Genomic DNA, 16,197 nt, shown 5'->3' with positions numbered 1-16,197 from the left:
GGCTCTCCGGGTCCCGGACCCGGCCGCTATGCGGGTTCCCCGACGGCCTCCCGCTCCGCGACCGCCGCCGGCTCGCGTACCGCCTCCGGCAGCGGCAGGTTCTGGCCGACCTCGACGATGGCATGCATCGTCTCCAACACGCCGGGCACCGAGGCCAGTGCCTTGGTCGTCACCACCGACACCCGGCGGAACCGCTGCTGCAGCAGGGGCTTGAGGACCAGGTCGGAGTCGCTCCGGGTGGCCATCAGCATCAGGTCCGGCAGCAGGGCGACGCCCAGCCCCGCGGCAGCAAGGCCCTGCAGGGCGATGTAGTCGTCGGTCTCGTACGTGATGTCGGGCTGGAAGCCGGCCACCGAACAGACGTCGACCAGGTTGCCCTGACAGGAGGGACAGCCGGAGATCCACCGGGCACCCTCCAGATCGCTCACGTCCACCGCCGGCTCGGCCGCCAGCGGGTGCGACCGCGGCATGGCCACCCAGATGTGCTCCTCCAGCGCGGTCTGCCAGATCTCGTCGGGATCGTGGCGCAGATCGGGCCGGCGCAGCGTCATGTTCTCGGAGTGGTACTCGTACACCAGGGCGATCTCACAGTCGCCCTTGCGGAGCAGCTCGAGGGACTCCTCCGTCTCGGCCTCACCGAGCCGGAAGCTGATCCCGGGGTGCTCGTCGGCCATCCGCGCCAGGGCGCCCGGCAGCAGCGCCGCCGCCCCCGAGGCGAAGGCACTGATCCGGATCTCGCCGCCGCGCAGGCCGGCGATGGCGGCGATCTCGGACTCGGCCCGGGACAACGACGGCAGCACCTGGCCGGCATGCCGCAGCAACACCCGGCCGGCCGAGGTGAGACTGACCCCGCGGGACTGCTTCGTCACCAGGGGGGTGCCGAGCTCCTTCTCCAGCCGCTGCATCTGCTGGGTGATGGCGGGCTGGGAGAGGCCGAGCTCACGAGCGGCGCCCGACAGGGTGCCGTACTTGTCGATGGCTGCGATCAGCCGCAGGTGCTTGACCTCGATCATGCGCCGATTCTACGTGATACTTCTTTCGTAATCCATAAGTTCCTGTGAATCGCGGGCGCAGGACTTTCCTCTACACCCCGGCTGGTCGGCTACCGTCGGGTCATGCGAAACGGCGCGGCCGCCCTCCTGCTCCTCATCCCCCTGCTCGGGGCCTGTTCTGCGGCCGGTACGCCCACCGCGACGGGATCCCCGGCGGTTTCCGCGCCCGCCGTCAGCTCCGACGCCGCGACCACGCCGGCGCCCGACCTCACCGACCCGCCGAGCACCCCGCCGGTGGGCGAGCAGCTCACCCTCGACCAGGCGGCCGACTTCCCCGACGGCCTGGCGATCCAGATCGACGGCATCACCGCGGCCACCGCCCCGGCCGGGATCATCGGCGCGGAGGGCACCGGTGGCGAGGTGGTGGTCGCGGACGTCGTCATCACCAACTCCACCGCCGCGGCGTACGACGCGACCGGGGTGGTGATCCACGGGTACTACCGGGACACCGTCGGCGCGGTGATGCTGAGCGATGCCGGCGGCACCTTCGGGGTGGGTTTCGCCGACCCGGTCCCGGCCGGGGCGCAGCGCAAGGCGCACGTCGGGTTCGCCATCCCCCGCGCGGACGCCGGGAACGTGACGATCGCGGTCGACCCACGTGACGGGAAGCACAATGCGGTCCAATTCCACGGCTCCGCGGTTGGGAAGTGACCCGTGGATGGCCAGACTGGTCTGCAGCACGACACCAGGCGTTCAGAGGATGGCAGATGACCGACAGCCCGTACGGAGAAGCAGCGGCCGCGACGGGGGACCCGGGAAAGAGACCCGCGAAGCGGCGCCACCCGGTGCTGATCGCCGTCGGCGCGCTGCTCGCGGTCATCCTGATCGTCGTCGGTGCGCTCGGCCTCTACCTGAACGCGATCCGCACCTCCTTCGACAGCAATGTGCACCGCACCAGCGGTGTGATCACCCCGCAGCCGAAGCAGGGGGACGCGCTGAACTACATCGTGATGGGCACCGACACCCGCGACGTCAGCTCCGAGCGGGGCCGCAGCGACGCGCTGATGCTGGTCCACGTCCCGGCCGACCGCAAGAGCGTCACGATCATCTCCTTCCCGCGTGACATGTGGGTGCCGATCCCCGACCACGGCAGCGCCAAGATCAACGCGGCGTACTCCTGGGGCGGCCAGGCGCTGACCGTGCGGACCATGCAGGACCTGCTGGGGGTGCCGATCGACCACATCGTCACCACGGACTTCCAGGGGTTCAAGGACATGACCACCGCCCTGGGCGGGGTCACCGTGTACAACCCGAACGCGAGCCACCAGGACATGGTCTTCCCGCAGGGTGACGTCACCCTCCAGGGTGACAACGCGCTGGCATACGTCCGGGAACGCTACGACCTGCCCCGCGGCGACTTCGACCGCGCCGAACGGCAGCGCACCGTCGTCCAGGCGATCATCCGCAAGGCGTTGAGCACCGATGTGCTGGCCAACCCGGGGCAGTTCACGAACTTCGTCTCCAGCTTCTCGAAGTACCTCACCGTCGACGCCGGGCTGACCGACACCGAGTTGCTCAAGACCGGCATGTCGCTGCGCGGGATCACCGGCGACGACATCCACCTGATGCAGGCTCCGGTCGCCGGGACCGGTTGGTCGGCCGACAAGCAGGCGATCGACATCGTCGACGAGGCCAAGCTGGCCGAACTGAGCGACGCGCTGAAGAACGACACGGTGGACCAGTACCGGACCAGGTATCCGGAGGGGTGAGCCGGGACCGGGGGAGCGGGAATAATGGGCCGGACAGAACGGTTGTCCCGGCGACCGACCCCCGAACGAGGAAACCCATGAGCGACGTACGCGACCTGATCATCATCGGCAGTGGCCCGGCCGGTTACACCGCGGCCATCTACGCGGCCCGGGCGCAGCTGGAGCCGCTGGTCATCGAGGGTGCCGTGGACGCTGGCGGCGCCCTGATGACGACCACCGAGGTCGAGAACTTCCCTGGCTTCCCCGAGGGCATCCAGGGACCCGAGTTGATGGACAACATGCGGGCCCAGGCCGAACGGTTCGGCGCGGAGTTCATCACCGAGGACGTCGTCGATGTCGACCTGACCGGTGACGTCAAGGTGGTCAAGGACTCCAACGATGACATCCACCACGCCCGGGCGGTGATCCTGGCGACCGGCTCCGGCTACCGCCGGCTCGGCCTGCCCGACGAGGACCGGCTGTCCGGCCACGGCGTGTCCTGGTGCGCCACCTGCGACGGATTCTTCTTCCGGGACAAGCCGATCGCCGTCGTCGGCGGTGGTGACTCCGCGGTCGAGGAGGCGACCTTCCTGTCCCGGTTCGGCCGGTCGGTGCTGATGATCCACCGGCGTGACCAGCTGCGGGCGTCCAAGATCATGGTCGACCGGGCGATGGACGACCCGAAGATCTCCTTCGCCTGGAACAGCGAGGTCTCCGCGATCAACGGCGACGGCAAGGTCGAGTCGGTCACCCTGAAGGACACGACGACCGGTCACCTGCGCGAGGTTCCTGTGGAGGGGCTGTTCATCGCGATCGGTCACAACCCTCGCTCGGAGCTGTTCCGCGGCCAGGTGGAGCTCGACGAGGGCGGCTACGTCCGGGTCGCGAGGGACAGCACCGCCACCAACCTCGACGGCGTCTTCGCTTGCGGCGACGTGGTCGACCACACCTACCGGCAGGCGATCACGGCCGCCGGGACGGGCTGCGCCGCGGCCCTCGACGCCGAGCGCTGGCTCGCCGCGCAGGGCGTCTGAAACCCCCGGAATTGATCCGCGGGGCGGGCTAGACTCCCGCCCCGTGGAGAATCCGACCCTGGACGCCGTGACGGATACGACCTTCGCCGAGCGGGTGCTCGCCGCGGAGGTCCCGGTGCTCGTCGACTACTGGGCGACCTGGTGCTCCCCGTGCCGGCAGCTCGATCCGATCCTGGAAGAGCTGGCTGTACGCTACCGGGACCGGGTCCGGTTCCTGCGTCTCGACACCGACGCCAACGCCGTCACCCCCGACGCCCAGAGGGTCCGTGGCGTGCCGACCGTGCAGATCTTCGTGGCCGGGCAGGAGGTCCGGCGGTTCCAGGGCGCGAAGACCAAGCGGGAGCTGCAGGACGCGGTGGAGTCCGTCCTCGCCTGACGGCGACCCCGCCGTCGCCTCCGGGGGCCCGGTTATTGTTGACTCCGTGCGCCCCGACCGCGAGGCACCGACCGGAGGAACCGATGAGCACAGCCCGTGACAAGTCCACCAGGCAGATGACCGTGCTGGTCTCGATCGCGGCCGCGGTCGTCGTGCTCGGGGTGGTCGTCCTGATCGGCTGGCTGTCCTCGCAGGCCGGCTCGAAGGCCTCCTCGGCCAACCCGGCCACGACCCCGATCGTGCTGCCCCGGAAGGCGGGCGACCTGGTGATCGACCCGAACGCGCAGCCCTCGCCGACCACCATGGCGCTGGGCGGCGGCCAGGCGCAGACCGTCACCGGCACCTACTACCAGGGCAACGACAAGGAGCTGCTGGTGATGGCGGTCCGCCCGGTCAGCGACATCTCCGGTCTGGTCGACGACCTCGGCATCACGGCAGTGCGCCAGGTCGGCGCCGGGATGTGCGGCCGTTACAGCACCGGACAGGACGTCTGCGTGGTCCGCGGCGACAACGTCGGCGTGGTCGGGGTCGGTCTGGCCGACCAGACCCTGGAGCAGGTCGTCGCCCAGAGCGCCGCGGTCGCCACCTCGATCGTCTCCCAGTAGGACCGTCTCCCAGTAGACCAGGGCCTCAGGCCTTCTCCAGCCGGCGGCTGTGGGCGACGTACGCCTCCCGGGTCAGCGGCCGCACGGATTCCGCGTACAGCCTGGCGGCGACGGTCCGGGCGGTCTCGATCGCCGCCGGATCGCTCGCCGCGGCAGCGACCAGATGTCCCGAGTCGGGCAGCCAGACCAGCGCCGGGGCGTCGAACACCCCCAGAGCGATCTTCAGCACCGTCGGGTAGAGCGCCCAGGCACTCGCCGTCCAGTCGTCGGAGGAGACGATCACCACGCCGTCCTCGCGGGTGACCGGCTCGAACCGGCTGAGTGCGAAGCGGCTGCGGACCGCGGAGAACACCTGGTCGGCGTCCACCTCCCAGGCGGACAGGTCGGCGGTCGACACGTACCCCTCGCCGTGGCTGATCGCCTCCAGCAGGTCCTCCCCCACCGGACGGGACAGGATCCAGTCGGGCAGGTCGGTGCCGACGATGGTCGGCGCGAGCTCGTCCACCGGGACGTACGACGGCAGCGCCCCGGTGCTCACCAGCATGGCGTACGTCCAGTCGTGGATCGCCGACTCGGAGAGGTCACCGACGGCGACGAAGCCGCCCACGTCGAGGATCCGGAAGCTCCCGTCCCGGTAGGTCACCCGCAGCTGCTGTTCGCTCAGCGGGGCGACCTGGGCGCCGGCACCGTTGGGGGCGGCGGGAAGGATGCTGCGGGCCGCCGCGGCGACCCGGTCCCGGATGTCCTCGACACTCTCGTTCACGGAGACAGCCTACGGGGGCCGGACCGGTGCGCCGGTTCCGGCCCCGGCGCGGGCCGGCGGGCCGGTTCCGGACCGGCCGGCGCCGGCCGCCCGACCAGCCCCCGCACCCCGTCGACGAGCGCCGACCAGGACGGCAACCAGGACCGGGTGGCCTTCAGGTCCATCCGCAGCCGTGACGCCAGGACGTCCTCCCGCAGCACCCGGAAGCCGTGCGCCAGCAGCCAGTCCTCCGGCGGGGCGACGCAGGTCGGTCCGGTCCGGGAGGCGCGGATCTCCAGCCCGGCGACCCGGCGCCGGACCAGCAGCGCGGCCAGTTCCTCGAGCAGGTGCCGGCCCACCCCCCGGCCGCGATGGTCCGGGTCGACCCAGAACTGCAGGATCACCGCGGCATCAGGGCTCACCCCGGCCGAGGCGTACGGCCCGCGCAGTGGCGCGTTGAGCGGCGGGGAGATCAGCACGTGGCCGACCGGGGTGTCCCCGATCCGGGCCTGGACCCCGCAGAAGCCCCAGGTGTGCGCGGCGGCGTCCACCCAGGACTGTCCGGTCCCCGGGGGCACCGTGTGCGGCAGCGGGCAGTCGGCACAGACCATCGGGAGCCGGGACACCCCGCCGGGCTGCAACGGCTCGACCTTCAACTGCTCGACGCCGGCCATGGCTCCATCCTATTCCCGGGGACGGCACGGACAATCTGAACAGCGCGGCCCGCCTCGGGCGTGGGTGGCACACTGGGCGGGGTGAGCTCGATGGAACCTCAACGCCGTGACACCCGACTCGACCTCTACCACGACCGCTACGCCGCCCGGGCGTTCGGGATGAAGGAGTCGGCCGTACGAGCTCTCTTCGCCGTCGCGAACCGACCCGAGGTGGTCTCGCTCGCCGGCGGCATGCCGAACATCGCGGACCTGCCCCTCGACATGGTGGCGAACGCGCTGGGTGACATGATCCAGTCCTCCGCCGGCCCCAAGGCCCTGCAGTACGGTTCCGGCCAGGGTGAGCCGATGCTGCGCGAGCAGATCTGCGAGGTGATGGCCGAGGAGGGCATCAGGGCCCACCCGGACGATGTCACGGTGACTGTCGGCAGCCAACAGGCCCTCGACCTGATCACCCGGATCTTCTGCGACCCCGGTGACGTCATCCTCGCCGAGGCGCCCAGCTATGTCGGCGCGCTGAGCACCTTCGCCTCCTACCAGGCCCGGGTCGTCCACGTCGAGATGGACGAGGACGGTCTGGTCCCGGAGCGGCTCCGGGAGGCCGTGCTGACCCTCACCGCCGCCGGCCAGAAGGTGAAGTTCCTCTACACCATCCCCAACTACAACAACCCCAGCGGCATCACCATGACGCTGGAGCGCCGCAAGGCGATCCTCGAGGTGGCCCGGGAGACCGGCCTGCTGATCGTCGAGGACAACCCGTACGGCCTGCTCGACCTGGAGGGCGAGCGACTGCCCGCCATCCGGTCGATGGAAGGTGAGCAGGTGCTCTACATGGGCTCCTTCTCCAAGACCTTCTCCCCCGGTTTCCGGGTCGGCTGGGTGCTCGCCCCGCACGCCGTCCGGGAGAAGCTGGTGCTGGCGCAGGAGTCCGCGACGCTCTCCCCGCCGACGTTCTCCCAGTACGCGGTCTCGACATACCTGCGGGTGCACGACTGGCGCCACCAGATCGACGTCTTCCGCGACATGTACCGGGAGCGCCGCGACGCGATGCTCAAGGCACTGACCGAGTACATGCCCGCCGGCAGCAGCTGGACCCACCCGCGCGGCGGATTCTTCGTCTGGCTGACCGTGCCGGTCGGGATCGACTCCCAGGCGATGCTGCCCCGCGCGGTGACGAATCGGGTCGCCTACACCCCTGGCACAGCCTTCTACGCCGACGATCTGGGCGCCCGCAACATCCGGCTGTCGTACTGCTATCCGACCCCGGAACGGATCCGGGAGGGGGTCCGGCGCCTCGGTGAGGTGCTGAACCGGGAGTCCCAGCTGAACCGTACGTTCGGCGTCCATCCCGGGGCCACCCATCCGCACAGCGTCGTGGAGCCCACCAGTCCCCGCCCCGACCAGGCGTGACGAGCGTCCAGGAGGAATGATGACCGCCACCGGCAACCAGATCCCCACCCCCGAGGCACCACTGACCGACGCCACCGGCGAGGGCCCGCTCTCCGGCCCGGCACTGGGCACCCCGTCGGCCCCGCTCGAGGGGACCGCGCTGGGCACCATCGTGGTGCTCGCCGGCGGCCTGTCCCACGAGCGTGAGGTGTCCCTGCGGTCCGGCCGCCGGGTCGCCCAGGCGCTGCGCGACCGCGGCTGCACCGTGGTCGAGTCGGACGTGAACTCCGACCTGGTCACCCTGCTCCGCGACCTCGACGACCCGGTGGTGTTCCCACTGGTGCACGGCGCCACCGGTGAGGACGGGTCGCTGCGGGAGGTGCTCGGGCTGCTCGGCGTGCCGTACGTCGGAGCCACCGGCGCGGACAGCCGGGTCGCCTTCGACAAGTCGATCGCCACCTCGGTGATCCGCGGCATCGGGCTCACCACGCCGCAGCAGGTCGCCCTGCCCGACGAGGTGTTCCGCGAGCTCGGGGCCCGCGCCCTGATGGACGCCCTCGGCGAGCGGATCGGCTTCCCGATGTTCGTCAAGCCGTCGCGCTCCGGGTCCTCGCTCGGCTGCTCCAAGGTCACCGGCCGCGAGGAGCTCGCCTCGGCGATGGTCGGCGCGTACGCGTACGGCGATGTCGCGGTGGTGGAGACCTACATCGACGGGATCGAGGTGGCCGTGACGGTCATCGACCGCGGCGACGGCCCCCGGGCGCTGCCGGCGGTCGAGATCCGCCCCGACTCCGGCGACTACGACTACTCCTCCCGCTACACCGCCGGCACCACTCGCTTCATCACCCCGGCCGAGGTGCCGGACGAGGTCGCTGAGGCCTGTGCCGACATGGCGCTGCGGGTCCATGACCGGCTGCATCTGCGCGACATCTCCCGCACCGACATCATCATCCGCGACGGGGTGCCCTACTTCCTGGAGTGCAACGTCGCCCCGGGAATGACCGAGACCTCGCTGGTGCCGCTCGAACTCGACGCCGCCGGCCTCGACCTGGGGGAGGTCTGCGAGGCACTGGTCCGCGAGGCCCGCCGGCGTCAGCTCCCCTGACCATGGTGCGGACCCGGATCCAACAGGTCGCGCTGCTCCTCGTCGGGCTGGTGCTCGCCGGGGTGATGATCGGGCTCGGCCTGTGGCAGATGCAGGTCTTCCAGGACCAGGGCCAGCACGGCGCGGTCGCCAGGATGAACGAGCCGGCCGTGCCGCTGGTCTCGGTGGCTCAGGCGGGGCAGCAGATCACCGACGGCTATGGACGGACTGTCGCCTTCACCGGGACGTACGTGCCCGAGGAGCAGTTGCTGATCCCGGTCGACGGCAGGCCGGGCACGTTCCGGGTGCTCACCCCGCTGCGGACCGCGGACGGCACGCTGGTGCCGGTGATCCGCGGGGAGTCGACCGGGACCACTCCCCCACCGGCGCCGACCGGCGCGGTGGACCAGCGCGGAGTGCTGCTCGCCTCGGATGCACAGGCCACCGGGTCGGTGCCGGACGGACAGATCGGCTCGGTCTACCTGCCCGTCCTGGTGCAGCGCTGGCCGGACCCGATGATCGCCGGCTATGTCACCCTGCCGGACGACCTGGCCACCGGCCAGGGCCTGCAGCCGGCCACCCCGAATCTGCCGTCCGGCCGCGGCTCGGTGCAGAACTTCGGCTACGCCCTGCAGTGGTGGGTGTTCGCCGCGTGCGCCCTGGGCTTCGCGATCTACCTCGCCGGCCACCTCGGACGTGCCGCCGATCGGCGTCGGCTCGCCGATCTTGGTCTCATCACGCAGGATGAGATCGGGCCCGATCCCGATCGGATGTCCTGACCCGGCGGCTGCTCCCGCCGCGCCCCGCCGCGCCACCGCCGACCCAGCCCCGACCGCTGCCCGTCCCGCACCGCCACCCTTACCCGAGGAAGAGGAACAGAGGAACATGGATCCCCAGAAGCGCTCGGCCATCCTGGCCGCTCTCACCCGCTACCGCGTGATGGCCTGGGTGGTGGGCTGCCTGCTCGTCGCCCTGGTCTGCGTCGCCATGCCACTGAAGTACGTGTGGCACAGTCCGGCGATGGTCTCCTACCTCGGGGTGGCCCACGGCTGGCTCTACATGGTGCTGCTGATCACCGCGTACGACATCGGTCGCCGGGTGAAGTGGCCCTGGGTGAACCTGCTGCTGATCGCGCTGGCCGGCACCATCCCGTTCCTGTCCTTCGTCGCCGAGCACTACGCGACCCGTAACGTCCGCCGCCACCTCGCCGAGGCCGATGCGGCTGCCACCGGGGCTGCCGAGATCCCCGCCGCGGGGTCCGATTCTCCGAACCAGCTCGAGGCCTGAGTCGAGCAGACCCGGCCAGGCGCAGTGGCCGGTGGCGACCGCCCCGAACGATCAGCTCATATCTGGCTCTATCAAATGATTAATAGATAGCCGTAGAGTCTACGATCATCGCGCTACCCAGCCACCGATAACAGCGCCTTCTCTTCGGCCCCCGCTCCCCCACCGCCATCCCGGCCCGCACTGCGGTGCGTCAGGCGGTACGCGCCCAGGGGTCGGGCGGCGGGGGCCGACACCTCAGGCGGTGCGGGCCGGCCGCCGGCTGCCGGGCTTGAGCAGAGCCATGATCCGTTCCAGGTCGGCCTCGGAGACGAACTCCAGAACGATCTTGCCCTTCCGCGCCCCTCGAGTGACCTCGACCCGGGTGTCGAAGTAGTCACCCAGCTGGGCGGAGAGCTCCTGGAGCTGCGGATCCCTGTCCCGCGCCGACCGACGGCCGGGACGAGGTCCGTCGCCGCCACCCCGGGCGACGATCTCCTCGGTCATCCGTACCGACAGCCCCTCGGTGACGATCCGGGTGGCCAGACGTTCCTGGGCCCACCGGTCGGTCAGACCTAGCAACGCCCGGGCATGTCCCGCCGACAGCACCCCTGCAGCCACCTGCCGCTGCACAGATGGTGGAAGATTCAACAATCTGATCATGTTCGCGATCTGTGAGCGAGACCGCTTGATCCGCGCCCCCAGTTCCTGTTGGGTGCAACCGAAGTCCTCCATCAGCTGCTGATAGGCCGCCGCCTCTTCGAGCGGGTTCAACTGGACCCGGTGGATATTCTCCAGCAGCGCGTCCCGCAGCATGTCGTCATCGGCGGTCTCCCGTACGATCGAGGGCACCGTCTCCAGCCCGGCCAGGGATGACGCTCGCCAGCGTCGCTCCCCCATGACCAACTCGTACGCACCCTCGCCGTCCTCGCGGACCACGATCGGCTGCAGCAGGCCGACCTCGCGGATCGAGCCGACCAGTTCATCGAGGGCGTCTTCGTCGAAGACCTGGCGGGGCTGCTTGAGATTCGGATGGATCCGATCGATCGGGATGTCGGCGTAGTACCCGTTCGAGGGGTCCACGACGGTACTCTCCGATTCGGCTGCGTCCGGCTCCACCGCGGGTTGCTCGACCGCGTTCTGGCGCGGCCGGTCGTGCTCACCCGGTGTCGGTGCGGTCTCCTCCGGCGTCGGTACGGTGGAGACCACCGGTCGCGTCGACTCCTCGGTCTGTCGATGCATCGTGTCGACGATGACGTGCTGGTCGACCGGGTGCGGCGGGGCATCCAGATCGGTCCGCTGGAAGAGCTCACCGAGTCCCCGCCCGAGTCCTGCTCGTCGTTCTGCCATCAGTACTGCTCCGCTCCGCGTCGTGCCAACTCTTCTGCTGCCGCCAGATAGGCCTGGCCGCCCGCCGAGGCGGGCTGATAGGTGATGACCGTCTGTCCGTAGCTGGGTGCCTCCGCGATCCGGACGGACCGGGGGATGACGGTTTCCATCGTCTCCTGGGGGAAGTACTGCCGGACCTGCCCGGCCACGTCGGAGGACAGCCGGGTACGTCCGTCGAACATCGTCAGGATCACCGTCCGCAGCGCCAGGGCCGGGTTGATGTTGGCCTTGACCATCGCGATCGATCGCTGCAGCTGGGTGAGACCCTCCAGCGCGTAGTACTCACACTGGATCGGGATGAGTAACTCCTCGGCAGCGACGAACGCATTGACGGTGAGGATCCCCAACGAGGGTGGGCAGTCGATGATGACGTAGTCGACGTCATGCTCGGCGACGTACGCGTCGACAGCTCGCTTCAGGCGTGTTTCACGTGAAACAACCGAGACCAGCTCGATCTCCGCACCGGCCAGGTCCATCGTGGCCACCAACACCTTCAGGTTGGGCGCCTCCGGCGACAGCTGGGCGTGATCGGCGATCCGCTCCTGATCGATCAGCACCTCGTATGTGCCCGGCTCGCCGTCGCGGTGCTCGCCGCCCACCGCCGTCGACGCGTTGCCCTGCGGGTCGAGGTCGACCAGCAGGACGTTGAGGCCGCCGAAGCCGAGGCCGGCGGCCAGGTTCACTGCGGTCGTGGTCTTCCCGACGCCGCCCTTCTGGTTGACCACCGCAACGATCCTCGGGGCCGGAGGGCGGGGGAGAGCGGGGCGTGTTTCACGTGAAACATCGTCCAGATCATCCGGCGTCTCGATCTCCGGGGTCTCATCCGTCTCGTAGAGTGCCCGCTTCGGCCCGTGGGGGGTCGAGGCGCGCCGTTTCAGAAGAGCCATCTGGGTAGGGACCTTTCGCGGCCAGCGGGGGAGGCGTGGGGCTTCCACCCTCATCCCCGGTTCCGACAATGTTCGCCAGACCTTGTTCGTCGAACCGGTCAGCGTGTGACATCCATGAAATCACACCACCGTCATTCGCGCATCCGCAACACCGCGCATCGATACGGCGACGCGGTCTTCATCACTTCCGACACGTCCCCGACTGCCTTCTCACGCCACGGACGACCGCCGCGGACGGCCGACCGACGCCGCCGACGCGCCTCCCTCGGGAGAAGATTTATCTAGGATTTATGCTAGAAAGAGAGATATTCGGGCATCGATGCCGGCACAGCCACAACCGAAGCCGGCACAGCCACGAATGTTTCCCGTGAAACACTGCCGGACCGGGCCTCAGCACACTTCCCCAGTCGGCCATGTCAGCCCGGCCGCCGCCGATCCGCAGTCACCAGGCGCCGATCACTCCGCTCAGAATCGCTCCTGACGAACCGTCCGGCGTAGCCGTACGACGGTCGTCGACGCCGTCCGCGGGTCGGCGCGTACGCTCAACACCTCGGCGCTCAGCCGCGCCTTGCGTAATTCCTTCGTGGCCTTCTCGACCTCGGCCTGCGCGCCGACACCCTTCAGCGCCAGGATCTCCCCGCCGCCCCCCGCACCACCGGTCCGTACCAACGGCAGGCACCAGCCGATCAACTTGGTCAGCGCCCCGACGGCCCGGGACGTCACTACATCGAACCCAGTCCCGGGATCGAACTCCTCGGCGCGTCCGTGCAGCACCTCGACCCGGTCACCGAGCTCCAGTTCCGCCACGGCGAGCTCGAGGAAGTTCACTCGCCGCTGCAACGGCTCGATCAGATTCACCCTGGCGTCCGGCCGGCCGATCGCCAGGACGAGTCCCGGCAGCCCGGCCCCGGAGCCGACGTCGGCGACGGTGCAGCCGTGGGGGAGCAGCGACAGCAGTGCGGCGCAGTTGAACAGATGTCGGTCCCACAGCCGGGGGGTCTCGCGCGGGCCGATCAGTCCCCATTCGCTCCCGCGGGTGGCGAGGATCTCGGCGTACGCCCGGATGATCGGTTCCTGGGGACCGAAAACCGCCCGGACGATATCCGGGTCGGGAATCTCGACCTGGGCCTCGCCGGGCGGCATCGTCTCCGACATCGGTCAGTCCTCGGCGGCCATCACCACGACCCGCCGGTTCGGCTCCTCGCCCTCGGACTCCGAGAACAGCCCCGCCGCGGCCACGGCGTCGTGCACGATCTTGCGCTCGAAGGGATTCATCGGGGTCAGCCGCACCGACTCGCCGGTCTCCTTGACCTCTTCGATCGCGTCGGCGGCCAGCTCCTCCAGCTCGCGGCGCCGGTGCTCCCGGTGCCCGCCGATGTCGAGCATCAGCCGGCTGCGGTGACCGGTCTCGACCAGAACGGCGAGCCGGGAGAGCTCCTGGAGCGCCTCGAGCACCTCGCCGTTGCGCCCGATCAGGACGTCGCTGTCGGTGATGATCGAGACGTGCGCTCGGCCGGATTCCACGAAGGTGTCGATGTCGCCGTCCTCGTCGGCGATGTCGAGCAGTTCCTCCAGGTAGTCGGCCGCGACCTCGCCCTCCACCTCGAGGGGGCCGTCCGGCCCGTCGTCCGCCAGATCGTCACCGTCCTCGTCCTCGACGTCATCCGGCTCCTGGTCGGCCGGTGCAGACCCCTGGTCGTCCGCCGCGAGCGTCTCCGCCGGTACCTCCCCCCGCTCCGCCGCGTGCTCCGCGAGGTCGGGCCCGCCGGTGGTTTCCGGCGAGGGGTCCACGGTCTCGGCGCTGACATCCGTATCGGTCATGGGAAACTCCTCGATGGGAACAGTGAAAACCAAGGGGTGCGTACGCCACCGGGCCTGCGTCGGGCCCGGCGGCACGGACGACCTGACTGCTGCGTCCTATTTCTTCTTGCCGGCGCGCTTGGCCCGGCTGCTCTGCGTCGGCTGGTGCCGGGTCGCGGCCGAGGGCGGCGCCGCCTTCTTCTGCTTCTTCGGCGCTGCCTGCTGCTGTGCCGCCACTTCGGCGGCCTCGGCCGCCTTGAGCTCGGCGATCCGGGCGCGGGTCAGCTTGTCCCCGGGGCGCACCTTGCGGGGATTGAGACCCTTGGCGCGGATCCGCTCCTCCCAGTCGAGGTAGGCCGGCGTGCCGGGGGAGGGGTTGTTCCGGATGATCCACTCCTGCTGGCCGAAGGACCACAGCGTCGTGGTGAGCAGGTAGATCAGCACACCCACCGGGATGGTGGCACCGAAGAAGATGTACATCGCGGGGAAGAGGTACACCATCATCTTCTGCTGTTGCGCCATCGGCCCGGTCATCGCCGCCGGCGACATGTTGCGGGAGTACATCTGACGTGAGGTGAAGAACTGGGCGACCACCATGATGATGGTCATCACCGCGGTGAGGACCTGGACCCCGCCGAACCCGTTCTCGAACGGCCAGAACCGGCCCGACAGCGGCACGGTGAAGATCGTCGCGTGGGTCAGCGAGTCGAGCAGCTGCTGGTGCTGCGGACCGGCCAGCCAGGAGCCCCGGGCCTCGCCCCGCGACGCCCCGTCGATCACCCGGTAGAGGGCGAGGAAGAACGGCGTCTGGATCAACAGCGGCAGGCAGGAGGCCATCGGATTGACGCCCTCCTCCTTGTAGAGCTTCATCGTCTCCTGGCCGAGCCGCTCCCGGTCGTCGGCGTACTTCTTCTGCAGCTCCTTCAGCTTGGGCTGCACTTCCTGCATGCCGCGGGTGCTGTTGATCTGCTTGACGAACAGCGGGATCATCGCGGCACGCACGGTCACTGTCAGCAGCACGATCGACAGGCCCCAAGCGGCGCCGCTGCCGGCGCCGAAGACCGGCGTGAGCAGCCAGTGGAAGCCGACCATGATGCCGGAAACCACCCAGTAGAGCGGCTGCGCGATGGCGCTGAAGAAATCGTTGATCCCGGCCAGGGGAACCAGGAGCGGCTGGAGCAGATCCATGTCGGTTACAGACCTCTATGACGTCGAGCGGGTGGACAAATCATCGGGGCCGGCCGTCACGCCAGGCTCGTAGTGGAGCCCGGCGGCGGCCTGGCGGGCCTTGGCTGCCTGTTCCTCGGCCCACTCCTCGGCTGCAGGTGTTCCCGGTACCGGATCGTACCCACCGGCGGCCCAGGGATGGCACCGGCCCAGGCGCCGGGCGGCCAGCCAGCTGCCCTTGATCGACCCGTGCACCCGGACCGCCTCCAGGGCGTACGCCGAACAGGAGGGGTAGTAGCGACAGACCGGCCCGTAGAGCGGGCTGATCACGGCGCGATAGAGCTTGAGGAAGCCGATCAGCAGGTACTTCATCGTGATCCTTCTACGTCCCCGTGCCCCGCGCCCCGATATCAGCGTACCCGGGCGAGGGCACGGTCCCATGCCGCGGTGAAGTCGTCGACCAGTCGCTCCGGCGTCGCGGCGGCGGCCGGCAGTGCCCGGACGACCACCCGGGCGGTCGCCGGCAACCCGGCCAACCGTGCGGCGGCCAGGTGGCGCAGTCGGCGTTTCGTACGGTTCCGGGTCACCGCGTTCCCCACAGCCTTGGATACGACGAAGCCCACCTGGGCAGGCGGGCTGTCACCGAGTCGGGCGTGCACCACGACACTCGGTCGGGCCGCACGGACCCCACGGCGCGCCGTGAGCCGGAACTCATCGGAGGAGCGCATCCGAGCGCCGCTGGGCAACATCCGTGCGACGGTGGTCGTACGTCAGGCGGAGAGCTTCTCGCGACCCTTGGCGCGACGACGGGCGATGGTGGCGCGACCCGCACGGGTCCGCATCTTGGTGCGGAAGCCGTGGGTACGGGCCCGGCGCCGGTTGCTCGGCTGGTAGGTGCGCTTGCTCACGAATATCTCCCCAGGAACTGAGATCGACAGGACGTACCGAGGGCCGATACGCGTACGGACACCACGGTGGTGACCGGACCACGGTACGCGGACGGCTCCGCGAAGGCAATTCTCGCCACCACGGTCCGCCGAACCTCTGGCG

General features: G+C 69.7%; 20 protein-coding genes. 9 read left to right on the top strand and 11 right to left on the bottom strand.

From position 1 onward, the window contains the following. Nucleotides 1-26 precede the first annotated feature (26 nt). The gene (locus tag R0145_RS18040) at nt 27-1,013 is read right to left on the bottom strand and encodes a LysR family transcriptional regulator (protein WP_317838328.1); all 987 of its coding nucleotides are present in this window, start codon (nt 1,011-1,013) and stop codon (nt 27-29) included. A 102-nt stretch (nt 1,014-1,115) separates the two neighbouring features. Here R0145_RS18040 and R0145_RS18035 point away from each other — a divergent pair, with 102 nt between their 5' ends. The 5 genes from R0145_RS18035 (at nt 1,116) to R0145_RS18015 (ending at nt 4,755) form a co-directional block, all read left to right on the top strand. Continuing rightward, nucleotides 1,116-1,703: a hypothetical protein gene (locus tag R0145_RS18035; protein ID WP_317838327.1), complete on the top strand. Its 588-nt coding sequence runs from the start codon at nt 1,116-1,118 to the stop codon at nt 1,701-1,703. Nucleotides 1,704-1,759: 56 nt separating this feature from the next. Further along, nucleotides 1,760-2,761, top strand: a complete 1,002-nt coding sequence (locus tag R0145_RS18030; protein ID WP_317838326.1) for an LCP family protein — start codon at nt 1,760-1,762, stop codon at nt 2,759-2,761. 77 nt (nt 2,762-2,838) lie between these two features. Further along, the gene (trxB, locus tag R0145_RS18025; protein ID WP_317838325.1) at nt 2,839-3,774 is read left to right on the top strand and encodes a thioredoxin-disulfide reductase; all 936 of its coding nucleotides are present in this window, start codon (nt 2,839-2,841) and stop codon (nt 3,772-3,774) included. A gap of 43 nt (nt 3,775-3,817) precedes the next feature. Then, complete coding sequence (locus R0145_RS18020; protein WP_317838324.1) at nt 3,818-4,150, top strand: thioredoxin family protein; 333 nt, start codon at nt 3,818-3,820, stop codon at nt 4,148-4,150. 83 nt (nt 4,151-4,233) lie between these two features. Next, nucleotides 4,234-4,755: a hypothetical protein gene (locus R0145_RS18015; RefSeq protein WP_317838323.1), complete on the top strand. Its 522-nt coding sequence runs from the start codon at nt 4,234-4,236 to the stop codon at nt 4,753-4,755. Nucleotides 4,756-4,780: 25 nt separating this feature from the next. Here the strand turns inward: R0145_RS18015 and R0145_RS18010 are convergent, their stop codons facing one another. Together R0145_RS18010 and R0145_RS18005 are read right to left on the bottom strand one after the other, a co-directional pair. Continuing rightward, nucleotides 4,781-5,518, bottom strand: a complete 738-nt coding sequence (locus R0145_RS18010) for a hypothetical protein (RefSeq protein ID WP_317838322.1) — start codon at nt 5,516-5,518, stop codon at nt 4,781-4,783. After that, on the bottom strand, nt 5,515-6,171 hold the full coding sequence (locus R0145_RS18005; protein ID WP_317838321.1) for a GNAT family N-acetyltransferase: 657 nt from the start codon (nt 6,169-6,171) through the stop codon (nt 5,515-5,517). Before R0145_RS18005 ends, R0145_RS18010 begins: the two co-directional genes overlap by 4 nt. A 90-nt stretch (nt 6,172-6,261) precedes the next feature. Between R0145_RS18005 and R0145_RS18000 the strand changes: the two genes are divergently transcribed. The 4 genes from R0145_RS18000 to R0145_RS17985 all read left to right on the top strand — a co-directional run bounded on the left by R0145_RS18000 (nt 6,262) and on the right by R0145_RS17985 (nt 9,928). Continuing rightward, entirely contained in the window at nt 6,262-7,578 is a 1,317-nt protein-coding gene (locus R0145_RS18000) for a PLP-dependent aminotransferase family protein (protein ID WP_317838320.1), read from the top strand. Nucleotides 7,579-7,597: 19 nt separating this feature from the next. Further along, nucleotides 7,598-8,662, top strand: coding sequence for a D-alanine--D-alanine ligase (locus R0145_RS17995; protein ID WP_317838319.1), 1,065 nt, complete (start codon nt 7,598-7,600; stop codon nt 8,660-8,662). Nucleotides 8,663-8,664: 2 nt separating this feature from the next. Further along, a complete protein-coding gene (locus R0145_RS17990; RefSeq protein ID WP_317838318.1) occupies nt 8,665-9,420 on the top strand; it encodes an SURF1 family protein in 756 nt (251 codons plus the stop codon). A 106-nt stretch (nt 9,421-9,526) separates the two neighbouring features. After that, a complete protein-coding gene (locus tag R0145_RS17985; protein ID WP_411742062.1) occupies nt 9,527-9,928 on the top strand; it encodes a DUF3817 domain-containing protein in 402 nt (133 codons plus the stop codon). Between the two features lie 234 nt (nt 9,929-10,162). Here R0145_RS17985 and R0145_RS17980 read toward each other — a convergent pair whose 3' ends face one another. The 8 genes from R0145_RS17980 to rpmH all read right to left on the bottom strand — a co-directional run bounded on the left by R0145_RS17980 (nt 10,163) and on the right by rpmH (nt 16,055). Then, on the bottom strand, nt 10,163-11,254 hold the full coding sequence (locus R0145_RS17980) for a ParB/RepB/Spo0J family partition protein (protein WP_317838317.1): 1,092 nt from the start codon (nt 11,252-11,254) through the stop codon (nt 10,163-10,165). Beyond that, complete coding sequence (locus R0145_RS17975) at nt 11,254-12,018, bottom strand: AAA family ATPase (RefSeq protein WP_317838316.1); 765 nt, start codon at nt 12,016-12,018, stop codon at nt 11,254-11,256. The genes R0145_RS17980 and R0145_RS17975 overlap by 1 nt, the downstream gene beginning before the upstream one ends. 627 nt (nt 12,019-12,645) lie before the next feature. Continuing rightward, a complete protein-coding gene (rsmG, locus tag R0145_RS17970; protein WP_317838315.1) occupies nt 12,646-13,335 on the bottom strand; it encodes a 16S rRNA (guanine(527)-N(7))-methyltransferase RsmG in 690 nt (229 codons plus the stop codon). A 3-nt stretch (nt 13,336-13,338) separates the two neighbouring features. After that, entirely contained in the window at nt 13,339-14,001 is a 663-nt protein-coding gene (locus tag R0145_RS17965; protein WP_317838314.1) for a protein jag, read from the bottom strand. Nucleotides 14,002-14,097: 96 nt separating this feature from the next. Continuing rightward, the gene (yidC, locus tag R0145_RS17960) at nt 14,098-15,162 is read right to left on the bottom strand and encodes a membrane protein insertase YidC (protein WP_317840274.1); all 1,065 of its coding nucleotides are present in this window, start codon (nt 15,160-15,162) and stop codon (nt 14,098-14,100) included. Between the two features lie 21 nt (nt 15,163-15,183). Further along, the gene (yidD, locus tag R0145_RS17955) at nt 15,184-15,519 is read right to left on the bottom strand and encodes a membrane protein insertion efficiency factor YidD (RefSeq protein WP_317838313.1); all 336 of its coding nucleotides are present in this window, start codon (nt 15,517-15,519) and stop codon (nt 15,184-15,186) included. Nucleotides 15,520-15,557: 38 nt separating this feature from the next. Continuing rightward, nucleotides 15,558-15,896: a ribonuclease P protein component gene (gene rnpA / locus R0145_RS17950; RefSeq protein ID WP_317838312.1), complete on the bottom strand. Its 339-nt coding sequence runs from the start codon at nt 15,894-15,896 to the stop codon at nt 15,558-15,560. A gap of 21 nt (nt 15,897-15,917) precedes the next feature. Then, nucleotides 15,918-16,055, bottom strand: coding sequence for a 50S ribosomal protein L34 (gene rpmH, locus R0145_RS17945; RefSeq protein ID WP_153571839.1), 138 nt, complete (start codon nt 16,053-16,055; stop codon nt 15,918-15,920). Between the last annotated feature and the right edge of the window lie 142 nt (nt 16,056-16,197).

It is taken from the genome of Raineyella sp. W15-4 (assembly GCF_033170155.1).
Classification (GTDB): domain Bacteria; phylum Actinomycetota; class Actinomycetes; order Propionibacteriales; family Propionibacteriaceae; genus Raineyella.
The sequence above is the reverse complement of the archived record's forward strand: the minus strand, read 5'-3'. Positions and strand labels throughout refer to the sequence as shown.

Excerpts from the sequence above, each read along its gene's own strand:
- R0145_RS18015 (WP_317838323.1), top strand. The coding sequence starts at position 4,234 with ATGAGCACAGCCCGTGACAAGTCCACCAGGCAGATGACCGTGCTGGTC.
- R0145_RS17995 (WP_317838319.1), top strand. The coding sequence starts at position 7,598 with ATGACCGCCACCGGCAACCAGATCCCCACCCCCGAGGCACCACTGACC.
- R0145_RS18030 (WP_317838326.1), top strand. The coding sequence starts at position 1,760 with ATGACCGACAGCCCGTACGGAGAAGCAGCGGCCGCGACGGGGGACCCG.
- trxB (WP_317838325.1), top strand. The coding sequence starts at position 2,839 with ATGAGCGACGTACGCGACCTGATCATCATCGGCAGTGGCCCGGCCGGT.
- R0145_RS18005 (WP_317838321.1), bottom strand. The coding sequence starts at position 6,171 with ATGGCCGGCGTCGAGCAGTTGAAGGTCGAGCCGTTGCAGCCCGGCGGG.
- rnpA (WP_317838312.1), bottom strand. The coding sequence starts at position 15,896 with ATGTTGCCCAGCGGCGCTCGGATGCGCTCCTCCGATGAGTTCCGGCTC.
- R0145_RS18040 (WP_317838328.1), bottom strand. The coding sequence starts at position 1,013 with ATGATCGAGGTCAAGCACCTGCGGCTGATCGCAGCCATCGACAAGTAC.
- rsmG (WP_317838315.1), bottom strand. The coding sequence starts at position 13,335 with ATGTCGGAGACGATGCCGCCCGGCGAGGCCCAGGTCGAGATTCCCGAC.
- R0145_RS18000 (WP_317838320.1), top strand. The coding sequence starts at position 6,262 with ATGGAACCTCAACGCCGTGACACCCGACTCGACCTCTACCACGACCGC.
- R0145_RS17990 (WP_317838318.1), top strand. The coding sequence starts at position 8,665 with ATGGTGCGGACCCGGATCCAACAGGTCGCGCTGCTCCTCGTCGGGCTG.
- R0145_RS17980 (WP_317838317.1), bottom strand. The coding sequence starts at position 11,254 with ATGGCAGAACGACGAGCAGGACTCGGGCGGGGACTCGGTGAGCTCTTC.
- R0145_RS17985 (WP_411742062.1), top strand. The coding sequence starts at position 9,527 with ATGGATCCCCAGAAGCGCTCGGCCATCCTGGCCGCTCTCACCCGCTAC.
- R0145_RS17965 (WP_317838314.1), bottom strand. The coding sequence starts at position 14,001 with ATGACCGATACGGATGTCAGCGCCGAGACCGTGGACCCCTCGCCGGAA.
- yidD (WP_317838313.1), bottom strand. The coding sequence starts at position 15,519 with ATGAAGTACCTGCTGATCGGCTTCCTCAAGCTCTATCGCGCCGTGATC.
- R0145_RS18035 (WP_317838327.1), top strand. The coding sequence starts at position 1,116 with ATGCGAAACGGCGCGGCCGCCCTCCTGCTCCTCATCCCCCTGCTCGGG.